At 67.5% G+C, this 11,981-nt stretch carries 17 protein-coding genes; 4 read left to right on the plus strand and 13 right to left on the minus strand.

Annotated features, from left to right (window positions below; genetic code table 11):
- Nucleotide 1: 1 nt before the first annotated feature.
- The 11 genes from repSA to ACSLTV_RS08165 all read right to left on the minus strand — a co-directional run bounded on the left by repSA (nt 2) and on the right by ACSLTV_RS08165 (nt 5,926).
- The gene (gene repSA / locus ACSLTV_RS08115; RefSeq protein ID WP_435611890.1) at nt 2-1,378 is read right to left on the minus strand and encodes a replication initiator protein RepSA; all 1,377 of its coding nucleotides are present in this window, start codon (nt 1,376-1,378) and stop codon (nt 2-4) included.
- A complete protein-coding gene (locus ACSLTV_RS08120) occupies nt 1,371-1,556 on the minus strand; it encodes a hypothetical protein (RefSeq protein ID WP_435611891.1) in 186 nt (61 codons plus the stop codon). Before ACSLTV_RS08120 ends, repSA begins: the two co-directional genes overlap by 8 nt.
- An 85-nt stretch (nt 1,557-1,641) precedes the next feature.
- Nucleotides 1,642-2,193 carry a GGDEF domain-containing protein gene (locus tag ACSLTV_RS08125; RefSeq protein ID WP_435611892.1) on the minus strand — a complete coding sequence of 184 codons (552 nt, stop codon included), beginning with the start codon at nt 2,191-2,193 and terminating at the stop codon, nt 1,642-1,644.
- A 96-nt stretch (nt 2,194-2,289) separates the two neighbouring features.
- Nucleotides 2,290-2,598, minus strand: a complete 309-nt coding sequence (locus ACSLTV_RS08130) for a SpdD-like protein (RefSeq protein WP_435611893.1) — start codon at nt 2,596-2,598, stop codon at nt 2,290-2,292.
- Nucleotides 2,599-2,617: 19 nt separating this feature from the next.
- The gene (locus ACSLTV_RS08135; RefSeq protein WP_107055801.1) at nt 2,618-2,776 is read right to left on the minus strand and encodes a hypothetical protein; all 159 of its coding nucleotides are present in this window, start codon (nt 2,774-2,776) and stop codon (nt 2,618-2,620) included.
- Between the two features lie 11 nt (nt 2,777-2,787).
- The gene (locus tag ACSLTV_RS08140; RefSeq protein WP_161368208.1) at nt 2,788-2,979 is read right to left on the minus strand and encodes a mobile element transfer protein; all 192 of its coding nucleotides are present in this window, start codon (nt 2,977-2,979) and stop codon (nt 2,788-2,790) included.
- Nucleotides 2,980-2,984: 5 nt separating this feature from the next.
- Nucleotides 2,985-3,173, minus strand: a complete 189-nt coding sequence (locus ACSLTV_RS08145; RefSeq protein ID WP_435611894.1) for a hypothetical protein — start codon at nt 3,171-3,173, stop codon at nt 2,985-2,987.
- Between the two features lie 16 nt (nt 3,174-3,189).
- Complete coding sequence (locus tag ACSLTV_RS08150; protein WP_435611895.1) at nt 3,190-3,855, minus strand: DUF2637 domain-containing protein; 666 nt, start codon at nt 3,853-3,855, stop codon at nt 3,190-3,192.
- A complete protein-coding gene (locus tag ACSLTV_RS08155; protein WP_435611896.1) occupies nt 3,855-4,013 on the minus strand; it encodes a hypothetical protein in 159 nt (52 codons plus the stop codon). Before ACSLTV_RS08155 ends, ACSLTV_RS08150 begins: the two co-directional genes overlap by 1 nt.
- A 198-nt stretch (nt 4,014-4,211) precedes the next feature.
- Nucleotides 4,212-5,567 carry an FtsK/SpoIIIE domain-containing protein gene (locus ACSLTV_RS08160; RefSeq protein WP_435611897.1) on the minus strand — a complete coding sequence of 452 codons (1,356 nt, stop codon included), beginning with the start codon at nt 5,565-5,567 and terminating at the stop codon, nt 4,212-4,214.
- A gap of 2 nt (nt 5,568-5,569) precedes the next feature.
- Nucleotides 5,570-5,926 (minus strand): SCO3933 family regulatory protein, encoded by a 357-nt coding sequence (locus ACSLTV_RS08165; protein ID WP_435611898.1) that lies wholly within the window; start codon nt 5,924-5,926, stop codon nt 5,570-5,572.
- A 159-nt stretch (nt 5,927-6,085) separates the two neighbouring features.
- Here ACSLTV_RS08165 and ACSLTV_RS08170 point away from each other — a divergent pair, with 159 nt between their 5' ends.
- The 4 genes from ACSLTV_RS08170 (at nt 6,086) to ACSLTV_RS08185 (ending at nt 9,636) form a co-directional block, all read left to right on the plus strand.
- Complete coding sequence (locus tag ACSLTV_RS08170) at nt 6,086-6,454, plus strand: GntR family transcriptional regulator (protein ID WP_435611899.1); 369 nt, start codon at nt 6,086-6,088, stop codon at nt 6,452-6,454.
- Nucleotides 6,455-6,687: 233 nt separating this feature from the next.
- Nucleotides 6,688-7,902: a helix-turn-helix domain-containing protein gene (locus ACSLTV_RS08175; RefSeq protein WP_435611900.1), complete on the plus strand. Its 1,215-nt coding sequence runs from the start codon at nt 6,688-6,690 to the stop codon at nt 7,900-7,902.
- A 19-nt stretch (nt 7,903-7,921) separates the two neighbouring features.
- The gene (locus ACSLTV_RS08180) at nt 7,922-8,407 is read left to right on the plus strand and encodes an NUDIX domain-containing protein (protein ID WP_435611901.1); all 486 of its coding nucleotides are present in this window, start codon (nt 7,922-7,924) and stop codon (nt 8,405-8,407) included.
- 824 nt (nt 8,408-9,231) lie between these two features.
- On the plus strand, nt 9,232-9,636 hold the full coding sequence (locus ACSLTV_RS08185) for a DUF4145 domain-containing protein (RefSeq protein ID WP_435611902.1): 405 nt from the start codon (nt 9,232-9,234) through the stop codon (nt 9,634-9,636).
- Nucleotides 9,637-9,715: 79 nt separating this feature from the next.
- Here the strand turns inward: ACSLTV_RS08185 and ACSLTV_RS08190 are convergent, their stop codons facing one another.
- Complete coding sequence (locus tag ACSLTV_RS08190) at nt 9,716-10,567, minus strand: hypothetical protein (RefSeq protein ID WP_435611903.1); 852 nt, start codon at nt 10,565-10,567, stop codon at nt 9,716-9,718.
- On the minus strand, nt 10,539-11,345 hold the full coding sequence (locus ACSLTV_RS08195) for an SMODS domain-containing nucleotidyltransferase (RefSeq protein WP_435611904.1): 807 nt from the start codon (nt 11,343-11,345) through the stop codon (nt 10,539-10,541). Before ACSLTV_RS08195 ends, ACSLTV_RS08190 begins: the two co-directional genes overlap by 29 nt.
- Nucleotides 11,346-11,981: the final 636 nt, after the last annotated feature.

Below are 11,981 nucleotides of genomic sequence, written 5' to 3' on the forward strand. Positions count from 1 at the left end.
GTCAGTACTCCCTTTCGTCGGCGAGTTCATCGCGTAGTGCTTCGCGAGCGGTTTCCCGGTTGAGTTGGAGGTCGCGGGCGATGGTGGCGGCGAGGACGGATTCGCCGGGGGTGTGGCCGTGTCCGGCGTACTGCCAGTCGGCGAGGACCAGGACGGTGTCCGGCTCGGCGTCGTCGAGGCCGAGGGCGGCGTGTTCCTGGGCGGCGCGGTAGTCGGCGCGTGCCTGGCGGAGGGTGCCGAGAGTGGTGGAGTAGCGGCGGGACTTGGAGGAGAAGTGGCCGCGGAAGCCGAGCATGTGGGCCCAGGCCCACAGGCGGCGGTCGGGGTAGAGCGGGTCGAGTTCCTTGCAGGCTTTGATGAGACGGCGGGTGTGGTCGGGGACGTCGTGGCGGTCGAGTTCGGAGAGTTCGCCGATGCGGCGGTCGAGGGTGCCGGTGTTCTCGGCGGCTTTGGTGGCGTACTTGGCGACGTAGGAGGCGACGGCCTGTTCGGTGATGTCGGAGCCGTCACCGAAGGCCTTGACCGGGCGGACGTCGAGCTGGGTGCCCCAACGGAAGATCCGGCCCGGTTGGCCGGCGACGGCCGGGACGGAGACCGAGGTGTAGGAGTGCGCGGCGGCGGCCCGGATGGCGTCGGTGAGGAGGCCGACCGTGGCCCAGGCCGGGGGCGGGGTAGCGGGGCCGTCGGGTCCGTCGAGGCGGATCACGGCATGGAAGTGCAGGGCTCCGCGTTTCTGGAACTCGGCGACCTTGCCGTAGGAGAGCCGGGCGCACTCTTTCAGTGCCCGTTGCGAGAGGCCGGCGCGGGCGGCGACTTCGCGGCGGAGCCGGTTGGTGAAGCGCTGCCAGAGCTGTCCGGCGTGGTTGTTGAACAGCACCGCGCCCGCGTAGTCGTACGTCTCCGGGTCGAGGGCCGTACCCAGGGCGGGATCGTCGGCGGCGTGGCGGGTGCCGCAGCGGCAGACGCCCCGGTCGGGCCGGTTGTGCACGGGGCCGAAGGAGGGGGCGGTGAGGGTGGCGAAGACGCGGGGGTGGTCGCGGACGGTGGCGGGGATGTCGCGACGGTCGTCCCCGGCGAGGCCGGCGCGGATGAGGTGGTAGGTGTCGCCCGCGTAGGTCCAGGCGCAGGAGGGGCAGCGGGAGGCGCGGCGGTTGCCGCAGGCGAGGCGGAGGCGTCCGCCGGGTTCGCCCTCGGTGGAGTAGTGGTGCAGGGTCTCGCCGGTCGTCTTGTCCTTGGTGAGGGTCCAGCCGGTCAGGTGGATGGGGTCGGCGCAGCCGCCGGTGCGGCGGATCTGTTCGTGCCAGCGGTGGTAGTCAGCGGCCGAAGCCACCCTCAGCAGGTCGCCGAGGGTGGTCGGGTCGAGCAGCTGCTCAGGCACGGGCACCCTCCCGGGAGCGGCGGGCGGGGGTGGTGCCGGTGCCCTGGCAGGCCGGGCAGTGCGCGGTGATGGTGCGCAGGTGGCCGCGGTGGTCGCGGCCGCCGAGGGTGATGGCGACGGAGGCGAAGCCGTCGCAGGCCGGGCAGATCCTCGGCGGGGGTGTGGTGGGGTGGGCCATGATGGTGGTTCCTTTCGATTGCGGTTGGAAGGAACGGCCCCGGGTGGCGGCGTGCTTGGCGGCTTGTGCGCCACCCGGTGGCCGGTCAGCGAGTGGTGCGGGAGCCACGGCGGGTGCGGCCCTTGGTCGCGTACATGGCCGCGTCGGCGGCGGAGAGCGCGTCCGTGAGGAGCGGCACCGCCAGCTCCGCGACGGGGCAGACGCCGACCGAGGCGGCCAGCGGGAGCAACGTCCCGTCGTAGGGCAGCGGCCGGTGCAGTGCGGCGGTGAGCGCGTCGAGGTCGACGGCGGCCAGGTCCCGGATCACGGCGACGAATTCGTCCCCGCCCAGGCGTCCGGCGGTGCCGTTGTGTCCGCACCAGGCGCGCAGCCGGTCGGCGGTGGCGGCGAGGGCGGCGTCCCCGGCGGCGTGGCCGTGGGTGTCGTTCAGGTTCTTGAAGTGGTCGAGGTCGACCAGGAGCACGGCGGCGTTCGGGTGCCGGCGGACGAGGTGTTCGGCGCGGGCGGTCCATCCGGCGCGGGTGTGCAGGCCAGTGAGCGGGTCGCGGCGGGCGCGGGCGAGACGGCGGGTGAGGATGCCCCCGTGCACGGCCCAGCCGAGTAACGGCACGATGCTCGCGGCTATGTGCAGGTCCATGACCTTGTCCCCTTGTCGATGGCGGTTGGTGTGGGCGGAACCCGGTCCCAGGAGCGGCGGCGTGCTTGGCGGCTTGTGCGTCGCCCCTGGAACCGCTCAGCGGCGGTGCTGCGAGGCGATGAGCGAGCGGACGACCAGCGCGCAGACGGCGACGGACGCGCCCGTGATGGCGACGGCCAGGAGCATCGAGACCAGGACGGCGCCGACGACCAGGACCACGGCCGTACCGCCGCCGACGAGGGCGAGGACGGCACCGGGGGTGAGCTGGACAGTCGGGCGGGCCGAAGCGACCGGGGCCGGGGCGGGCGTCGGGTGGTGCTGGGCAACGGTGGTCGGCTCGACGACGGCGGGCGGGGAGACGAGCCCGGTCGGCATGGGCATGGTCGGGATCTTCGGGCGGAACATGGCGGTTCTCCCTTCGCGGCTACTTGGTGAGGGCGGTGTCGATAGCGGGGGCCAGGACGCTGTCGGCGAGGAGGTAGCCGCCCAGGAGGAGGACGGCGACGAGCCACCAGGGCGGGCGGAGAAACTTGACGCCGAGGTAGCCGACGACGGCGAGGGCGAACCAGAGCGGGACTTCCATGGCGGTGTCTCCTAGCGGACGCGGCAGCGGTGGGTGCGGGCGGCGAGCTGGGCGGCGGACTGGCTGGAGTAGTCGGCGGACCAGCCGCAGCGGTCGGCGGTGCACACGGCGGCGTACTTGGTCTGGCCGTGGCGGTCGCGGTGGGTGCCGATCTGCACCGGGCCGATCCGCATCACGGAGTGGAAGTGGTCGCGGGCGGGCATGGCGGTCAGTCCCTCCGGGTGGTGGTCGGGTCGGGGAAGGTGGCGCGGATACCGGCGGCGGTAGCCGGGTCGGTGGTGCGCTGTGCGGCTTCCTCGGCGAGCAGGTGGGCGAGGTAGGGCCGGTCGGCGGCGGTCATCTCGCGGGCGCTGTCGAGGTAGTCGGCGGCGGTCAGGTCGGCGGGGTCGGAGGTCATCTGTCGTTCCTTCCTGTCAGGCGAGCTGGGCGGCGATGGCGTCGGCGAGGTGAGGCGGGACGCCGAGGCGGGCGCGCAGGGTGTCGGTGTCGATCGGGGCGCCGGTGCGGGTGCGGTAGTCGGCGGCGACCTTGCGGGCGTGGTCGAGGAGGACGGCCGGAACCGCGGGCGCGGGAGTCGGCTCGGGGGCCGGGAGCGCCGAGGGCTCATCGGCCGGGGCCACGGCGCGGTCCGACTCGGGCTCGGTCGTCGTGGTGACCGGCTCGGGTTCGGGCTCGGGTTCCGGGGCCGGGGCCGGCGGGGTTGTCGGCTGGTGCCTGCTGGAGTGGGCGAGGAGGGTGCCGCCCAGGAAGGCGAGGGCGGGCCATCCGGCGATGCCGAGGCGGAGCAGGGCGGGCGGGTCGGCCAGGTCGAGGAACCCGGCGGTGGCGACGTTCGCGCCGAGCGAGGCGAACAGCGCGATGATGAACCAGCACCAGGCCAGCCGCGACGGACCCTCACTGCGCAGCCGCCGCCAGGCCGCGACCAGGAGCAGGTCCACGCTGACCGGGTAGGCCCAGGCCTTCCAGCCGTCCTGTCCGGCAGCGGCGGCCAGGTCGCGCAGGTGGGCGAAGGACAGGGCTCCGGCGATGACGGCCTGGACCAGGACTGCGTCGACGCGCAGGCCGGGACGGGCGGCCATCAGGACTCCTCACCCGTCGGCGGCTCGGGGAGCGAAGCGGCCAGGGAAGGACTGACGGCGTCGACGAACTCGAGGTCAGCGCCGATGGTGTCGGCGTAGAGGGCGAGTTGGCCCAGGAGCAGGACGGTGCGGGCGAAGTCCTCGCAGTCGGGGCACATGGCGGTCACTCCTCCTCGGAGTCGGTGTCGGGCGTCTCGTAGAGAGGGCAGTCGCGTTCGTCGTGGTCGATGCCGGTCTCGGCGCCGTCGAGGTCGCCGCAGTGCTCGCAGAACATCCGGGGTCCTTCCTGTCAGCAGGCGTGGAGGGGGTAGGGACCTGGCGCGGAAGCGGTCGCGCCGACCGTGGAGCTTGGAGGGTCAGGCGGTGGCCGGCGCCGACTTGGACAGCGGCACCAGAGCTTCTGAGGTGTTGGTCAGCTCGGGCCGGAAGGGGGCCAGTTCGGGCAGGTCCGGGGTGCGGTCGGCGTACCGGTTGCACGTGTTCACGGCCTGGCGGAGCGAGGTGTGCGGGGCGCGGATGCGGTGCCAGCCGCCGGTGGAGTCCCCAGCGACGGCGAGGCCGCGCAGTTCGGCGGGGATCTGGATGGCGGCGAGGACGGCGTCCGGGGAGATGTCGCCGAAGGCCATGTTGGCGGAGGTTTCGTCGTTGACGCGGTGGGCGGTGCGGCCGGTGAGCTGGGCGCGGAGCATGGTGATGCCCTTGCCGAGTTCGGATCCGAAACGCTGTCCGCAGATCTCCAGGTAGATGCCGGCGGCGCGGCCGAGCTGGGCGAGGCGGACCAGGGCAGTAATGATGCGGTCGCGCCGCTTCTCCTCGACCTTGCTGGCGAACAGGGCGAGTTCGGCGACCTCGTCGACCAGGACCACGACCGGAACGGGCCGCAGGTGGTCGGGCAGGTCCCAGATGTCGGCGGCTATCTCGGCGTCCGGCACGGCGGAGGTGATCCGCTGCTCGGCGCGGATGAGCTGATAGATCCCTTCCATGCGGGACACGAGCGCGTCGAGGAGGTCGGCGGCGGTGTCGGGGTTGTCGGCCAGCGCGGAGAACCGGCGGGCCAGCGGGAACAGCTCCACTCCCTGTTTGCAGTCGATGCCGACCAGGGCGACGTCCATCGGGGCGAGCCCGGCGACCAGGTTGCGCTGGTAGACGGATTTACCCGACTCGGTGGCGCCCAGGGTGAGGGCGTGCGGGACGGCCCGGTAGTCGCGGTAGTGCACCGAGCCGTCCTCACGCAGGGCGACGGGGACCCGCATCGGGCGGGTGTCGAGCTTGGCGGGCATCTGCACCCGCTTGAGGACGTCGTAGCCGGTCATCCGCACTTCCACGACACCCGAACGCACCTCACGCGAGGTGACCCCGTACATCGAGAAGGAGTGGCGCAGCCGGTCCGAGGCGGCGGCGACGTCGAAGGCGTCCTGGCCGGGGCGCAGACCCAGCCGCAGGACGAGGCCGGTCCGGGTCGGCCGGAAGCGCAGGATGCGCGGCGGGCGAGCGGCCGGCACGTCCTGGTTGGTGAGCCGGGCCAGGGCCAGGCGCCAGCGCGAGGGCGGGACCGTCAGACCACAGGCGTCCATGACGGAGGCGTAGCGGAACGCGACCCGCAGGCTCGCGAAGGTGACGCCGAAGGTCAGCCAGTACCAGGCGGGGCGCCGCCACCGCAGGAGACCCGCAGCGGCGACGACCAGCACCAGAGCGACCGTCGAGGCGGTCATGATCAGGCCGCCTTGGAGTTCGCGGCAGCGGCGACCAGGGACGTGACCGCGACGGCGCGGAAGGCGATGCCGTGCCGCTTCTGGCCGTTGAAGTCGTTCTCCCACGGCCGGGCGATCAGGCCCGTGAGCGCGACCGGGGTACCCATGGTCAGCTCACCCGAGATACCCGGCTCGGGCACGGTGATGGACAGGATCTCCACCTCGTCGTTCGCCGCGAACATCACGTCCACGGTCATCAGCTTCGCGCCGGTCTCCATGTCGGTGGCGATCTCGCCGGTACGGCGGTCCTTCACCTTGGGCTGGGGGGTCTTGGCGACCATCACGGTCGCGGCGGAGGTGTCGACGGGGATCTGACGCATGAGTGCGCTCCTAGCTAGGCGTTGTTCGTTGGAACTTGACGTACTTAGTACGTCGGCATGCAATGAGGGTGCACCTGAAGCACTTAGTACGTCAAGTAGGTTCTCGACGGCTGTAGGTCGGATGTGCTGCACTTAGTGCGACAAGCACTGAGAGGGGCTATGGCCGAGTTCACCGGACGCGCGAAGTACTTGGAGATCGCTGACGACTTCAAGCGCCGCATCCGCAAAGGGGAGCTGACTCCTGGTACCAAGCTGCCGTCCGAGACCGCGCTGATGGACACGCACGACGTCTCCCGCACGGTGGCCCGGCAAGCGATCTCCCGCCTGCGCGAGGACGGCTACGCCCGCTCCCATCAGGGGAAGGGCAGTTTCGTCACGCTTCCCGAGGAGCCTCGTCCGGCAAAGCACAGCTCGGAGTTCGAGGAGATCGCCGGGTACCTGACTGAGGTCCGCGAAGAAGTGCGTCGGCTGGCTGAGCGGATGGACCAGCTTGAGCAGTTCGTGCGGACACAGAAGCAAGACGGCTGACCAGCGCCTCAGCGCGGCGTCCGAGTGCAGCCACCTCCTCGCCAAGTTCCTTGACGTCCCTGATGAGTTCCACCACTTCGGCCGGGGTGAGCGGCATCGTGGCTCCTTCTTCGCGGTTCGACCTGACATTCCCTGTGGTTGTCAGCAACGCTAGGACGGGGCTGCCGGAGGACCCCGGAAAATCTCTCCGGGGTCCCGTGTAGAGACGGGGGGACGCTCTTGCCATGCGAGGAATGACCACGAACCTGACCATCGGTGAACGCGTCGCCTGGTACCGCCGCAGGCGGGGCATGTCCCAGGAGGTGCTGGCCGGGCTGGTCGGCCGGACCGTCGACTGGCTGAGCAAGGCTGAGAACAACAGGATCGAGCTGGACCGGCTCTCCGTCATCAAGGCGCTCGCCGACGCCCTGGATGTGACCCTTGGTGATCTGCTCGCCGAACCGACTCTGCTCGACTGGACGGCCGACAGTGGAACACGCACGGTGCCGGCGCTTCGCTCGGCCCTGATGAACTACCGCCAGCTCACACCCCTCCTGGGCGTCACGACCGAGGGCGAGCCGACACCGCTGGACGAACTCCGCAACAACGTCGCAGAGGTGTGGGACGCCTACCAGGACTCGCGGTACGCGTTCGCGACCCGTCGTCTGCCCTTGCTCCTGGCGGACGTGGTCATCGCCGCCCAGGCGTACGAGGGGCGGGAACGCGAACAGGCCCACGAGCTCATGGCGATGACATACCAGGGCGCTGCCATGGTGCTCACGAAGCTCGGCGAGACCGACCTCGCGTGGATCGCGGCCGACCGCGGTTTGGCCGCTGCCCAGCAGTCCGGCAACACAGTGGTCACCGGGTCCCTGTTCCGCTCCGTGGCTCACTGTCTGCTGTCCAACGGACGGTTCGAAGCCGCGACGCAGCTGGTGGGAGATGCGGGGGAGTTCCTCCGCCCCGGTCTTGACGACGCGGGCCCCGAGTTCCTGTCGATCTACGGGACGCTCTTCCTCGCGGGGTCCATGGCGGCCGCCAGAGCGGAGGACCGCGCAACGACGCGAACCTTCCTCGTGGAGGCGGACCGGGCCGCGCGGCACCTGGGAGCCGACGCGAATCACGTGTGGACGGCCTTCGGCCCCACGAACGTGGCCATCCACCAGGTGGCGACCGCCGCAGAGCTGGGAGACATGCAGGTCGCGGTAGACCTGGGCCCGCAGATCGACACGAGCGGCCTGCCGACTGAGCGCCGGACCCGGCACAACCTCGAAGTGGCCCGAGCCCTCAGCGCCCACAACCGTGCGGACGACGCACTGGCGAAGATCCTCGAAGCGGAGAGCTGGGCACCTGAGCAGGTACGCAGCCACTACCTCGCCCGCGAACTGGTGCTCACCTGGGTCCGCAACCAGCGAGGCCGGCCGAGCCGGAGCCTGGCGGACCTGGCCAACAGGCTGCATGTCGTCTGAGCTGGGTACGCTCGACTGCATGGCGCCGACTGAACAGGAAACGAAGATGGCGCATCCGCGTATGGCAGCGGGTGCGCTCTTCTTTGATGCCGCTGGACAGGTCCTTATGGTGGAGCCGACCTACAAGGACTACTGGGAGATCCCCGGCGGATACGTCGAGGTCGGCGAGTCCCCGCTGCACGCCACCAAACGCGAGGTGCACGAGGAACTGGGCATCACACCGCCCATCGGTCGTCTGCTGGCCGTGGACTGGGCCCCGAGTGAGGCCGAGGGCGACAAGGTGCTGTACCTCTTCGACGGTGGCCAGTTGGACCCGGAGGACTTGGCTCGGATCACCTTGCAGCGCGAGGAGCTGAGGAGCTTCGCGTTCGTCTCTCCGGAACAGATTCCGCAGCGCACCATTCCGCGCCTGGCCCGACGCATCCTCGCGGGTGTGGAGGCGCGCGACGTGGCAGCACCGGTCTACCTGGAACACGGACAGAGGCCCGGCAACGAGGCGGCGTGACGACAGCCGCCCGTACATCACCGACTACATCTTCTGGGCCATGAGCTACGAGTTGTCAGCCGCCACCAATCGTGGACCGAGCTACGGCCCGTGAGCCGTTCGCCCTGTGAACAACGACCAGCGCGGTAAGACTTTCCCTACTTCATCAAGTGCCCGCGCACGGCGCGGGCGCGCGCCGCCTCTGCGGCGCGGCCTGCCTCCTGTCTGCGCCCCGGCTGGCCGCGCCCGGCGGCGCGCTGCGTGCGTGCGGGCAAGGACGGGATGTGCCCTCCAAGTCCAAGACCATGCCTCCGGCGGGGGATCGGCCGGCACCGGGTGGGAGGGGGCGCCGTTCTCGGCCGAAGGCACGTCGTGGTGCGCGTGGTGGGCTCCCATCCCGTCCGCCGCCGACCCAGGCAGAGCCGAGCAGACGCGGCCCATGGCGTCCAGGTCGTTCGTGCAGTGGCGCGCTCCACCTGGACGCCATGGACCACGCCCGCTCCACGGTGTGTGGGTCGACGGCGGACGGGATGGGAGCTGGGGAGAGTGGTGGCTTCAGTGAGAAAGGCGGCACTCAGCGCCGTAGCCTGAGCTTTATGACACTGATGAGCACAGACTGCGGGTGGTGTGGGCGTCACGCGAACATGAAGCCTTGTGCGCCTGCTGTTCGGCTTCGCGACCGCGCCAGTGGTTACGGCTGGACTCAAGTAGAAGTTCAACAAGCGTGCACATGCGACTACTGCGGAGGCATTAACGTTGCTACCGGCGAAGCCGCCGAGCGTGCTCTGGCTGAGCGAACCCTTGTGGACTCTGAGGTTGAGCACTGGTTTCCTACCGCGAAGCCAGTGCACGAGTATGAACACGTTCCTGTCACGATTGCAGCCGCCGCCAACGAAGCTCATGGGTGCCTTGCGGCTGGATACCTCCGCGGTGCAGTGGCAGTAGCCCGCTCCGTTGTCGAATCGACAGCCAAGGTTAAGGGAATGACCGGCGCGAATTTGGCGCAGATGATTGAGCGCATGTACAGCGCGAAGTTGATTAGGGAGCATGTGCGGGATGCCGCTGATGAAGTGCGCTTCAGCGGCAACGAAGTCGCCCACGGAGATCTCGTCGACGAGCCCATCCCTCAAGAAGACGCTGCGGAGATCCTGGGGTTGATGGACGAGATTCTCGAAGAGGTATTTGAATCTCCTGGCCGTGTGGCTGAGCGCAAGAAGAAGAGGCTCGCCCGCGACACGCCACAGCCCTGAGGTCCTTTGGGTCACCCGCACTGCCTTCCGCGCCCTCAATGCGTTCTACAGCCTCGGGGCCATTGCCAGGTACTGACCTCTAGTCGTTTCCCCTCCTTGCCCACAGGGCATTTACACGCTCCCTCTGGCCTGTGTAAATCCAGGTCGGTACCGGCGGCGCCCCTGAAGTGGCGATGCAGTAGTCGCCGTAGGCTGAAAAAACCGTACCAATGCGAGAGGAGGAAAGTTCTTCATCTGTGAAAGTTGTGAGTGAGTCAAGGCGCCGGTCAAGTGTCTCACTCTTCGCCTCGGCTGATCGCCAAGCCATAACTTCAGCCAGCTGTGTGAAGGCGGCTCCAGAGGCCAAAGCAACTACGATCAAGCGTGCAAGAATAATATTGTTGTCGCCAGAGGTTATTGGGATGGCGATGAGGATGGCCCCAAGAGCTGCAATCGAAAATATCCACAGCATGCGTCCGTAGTAGTCTGCGGCTGACTTGTACAGATGCTTCCCCCAAAAGGCATTCTCTTGGAGATGTTCGCAGAGTCTCTTCATGCCAAGAGAAGCCTCGCTAGCGAAATAGTCTGCTGGAACAGGGGAGGGGAGTGATTCTCCTGCGGGTGGAGTTACGCGACCAAACCAGTTACTGAGGTCGACTTTTTCGCCGACTGTTCCGAGAGCGTCAAGCAAGAGGCCGCGCATCCTTCCCTCCTCTCCAGCTGAGTGGCATTTCGCGGCTCTATTGCGCGTGACCCAGGATGAAATCTGGACGCCCAACGCGATCAGGGCGGGAACATAAGTCAGTGGACTCGCGATGAAGACCGATGTGACGCTAAGAGAAAAGGTTGCCACCTGGAGCCACCTACTCGCCCTGTAACCCTTTGCTGCTTTCTCAAGCTGTGCATTGGCCAGTGCGATGATTTCATGAGACGACGCTTGAGAACTGGTCACCTAGCAAGCTCCCCCAGTGATCGAGAGCCCCTCGCGTATCCCCTTGTTGTTCGCACCGAAGGGCCTTACTGGCGATGGCTCGTGCAACAGAAATTGAAGTAATGTGAGCTTTTTGGCGTGTTACGGATGAAGTTTCCGCAATCTCGAAGAACTCAACTATCGCACGCGTGATCGATGGCATCCGAAAACGGAACGTGGCGCTCGCGATATTCTCGATCTCGTAGGATGCGAGGGGCTGGCCGTTTTGTTTACTCCACCATTTGATTATCTGGATGAGGTGAATGAATTCCCCTCCGAGTAGCGCACCTTTTCGATTGATATCTTGATTGCGCTCCTCTGGGGCGTATGCATTCCATCGGTCTCGATTGGCTGACGGAATTTTATAGATTCCACTCTTGGGCTTACTGATATCGGGAATGGCCGGGATTACGTCAACGTCTGGACCTTGGGCGAAGTGTATGCGAACTGTATTTTCCGAGATGTGTGCTTCGTGGTATCTGGATTTAAGGGTGTCCAGAAGTCTTGCTGTGATGGAACGGGGGGTGTTTTCCGCAGACGGGTGCGGACTCAACACTGCTACGACGTCTACGTCGGAGAACTCTTGAATCGCCGTTGAGCGGGCAATAGAGCCAGTTATCTTGCATTCTTGCACCGTGGCTGTCTGGGAAAGGAATTGACAAATTTCCTCAGCTCGCTGTAGTGCCTCATCAAGCTCCTGTTGACTCAAGCTGATGCGTCTTGCGAAGAGCTCGAAGGTTTTCTCCAAAGTGGCGTTCATGTATTCGATGCGCTCGGATCCTCAGGTGAGGGGGATGGCAGGGTTGGTCGCACGTCATTTTGCCCTAGGAATCCTACGCTCGGTGGTTGTTCGGAGGACACCCACCATGGGCTTGCGGGCCGTCTCTGGGCCGTCCGAGGTCGACCAACGCTGACAGTCAGCACCCGCAGGTGACCACCCCCACCCCGCTCTGGCCTGGGGTCCCGGCGATGATCTGCCACACTGGACGTGTTATGCCTGCACCCGGAGAACTGAGCTGACGTGCGCTGATCCCACGCGCCGGGAGCCACACCGGGCGAGTGTCTAACTGCGTGACAACGGCGGACAAGCTCGGACGTCTGCGGACCATCACTGCACGTGAAGGACACACCCTCCCAAGGCAGGGCTCACACCCAAGTTGCTTCGGGACGAAGAGGTCGTCACGCAAGGTCTCGCTGCCACGCTTCCGCCGGCGCGGCTTGCTCTGGTCGACGGCATGGCAGCGTGGCCGAGGCCAGTGGGGGTGCAGCGAGACACACGCGTGCGTGGTCGGCCGGCGCGCCCGCCGTCGTGGCTGACTGTCGTCGGCTGAGGTTCAGACGGGCAGCGTCGAAGGTGTCCGTCGTAGACAACCGGCCGAACCGTGATGATCAACCC

Origin of the sequence: Streptomyces sp. bgisy159, assembly GCF_965341775.1 — a bacterium.
Classification (GTDB): Bacteria; Actinomycetota; Actinomycetes; order Streptomycetales; family Streptomycetaceae; genus Streptomyces.

Excerpts from the sequence above, each read along its gene's own strand:
- ACSLTV_RS08120 (WP_435611891.1), bottom strand. The coding sequence starts at position 1,556 with ATGGCCCACCCCACCACACCCCCGCCGAGGATCTGCCCGGCCTGCGAC.
- ACSLTV_RS08125 (WP_435611892.1), bottom strand. The coding sequence starts at position 2,193 with ATGGACCTGCACATAGCCGCGAGCATCGTGCCGTTACTCGGCTGGGCC.
- ACSLTV_RS08130 (WP_435611893.1), bottom strand. The coding sequence starts at position 2,598 with ATGTTCCGCCCGAAGATCCCGACCATGCCCATGCCGACCGGGCTCGTC.
- ACSLTV_RS08135 (WP_107055801.1), bottom strand. The coding sequence starts at position 2,776 with ATGGAAGTCCCGCTCTGGTTCGCCCTCGCCGTCGTCGGCTACCTCGGC.
- ACSLTV_RS08140 (WP_161368208.1), bottom strand. The coding sequence starts at position 2,979 with ATGCCCGCCCGCGACCACTTCCACTCCGTGATGCGGATCGGCCCGGTG.
- ACSLTV_RS08145 (WP_435611894.1), bottom strand. The coding sequence starts at position 3,173 with ATGACCTCCGACCCCGCCGACCTGACCGCCGCCGACTACCTCGACAGC.
- ACSLTV_RS08150 (WP_435611895.1), bottom strand. The coding sequence starts at position 3,855 with ATGGCCGCCCGTCCCGGCCTGCGCGTCGACGCAGTCCTGGTCCAGGCC.
- ACSLTV_RS08155 (WP_435611896.1), bottom strand. The coding sequence starts at position 4,013 with ATGTGCCCCGACTGCGAGGACTTCGCCCGCACCGTCCTGCTCCTGGGC.
- ACSLTV_RS08160 (WP_435611897.1), bottom strand. The coding sequence starts at position 5,567 with ATGACCGCCTCGACGGTCGCTCTGGTGCTGGTCGTCGCCGCTGCGGGT.
- ACSLTV_RS08165 (WP_435611898.1), bottom strand. The coding sequence starts at position 5,926 with ATGCGTCAGATCCCCGTCGACACCTCCGCCGCGACCGTGATGGTCGCC.
- ACSLTV_RS08170 (WP_435611899.1), top strand. The coding sequence starts at position 6,086 with ATGGCCGAGTTCACCGGACGCGCGAAGTACTTGGAGATCGCTGACGAC.
- ACSLTV_RS08175 (WP_435611900.1), top strand. The coding sequence starts at position 6,688 with ATGACCACGAACCTGACCATCGGTGAACGCGTCGCCTGGTACCGCCGC.
- ACSLTV_RS08180 (WP_435611901.1), top strand. The coding sequence starts at position 7,922 with ATGGCGCCGACTGAACAGGAAACGAAGATGGCGCATCCGCGTATGGCA.
- ACSLTV_RS08195 (WP_435611904.1), bottom strand. The coding sequence starts at position 11,345 with ATGAACGCCACTTTGGAGAAAACCTTCGAGCTCTTCGCAAGACGCATC.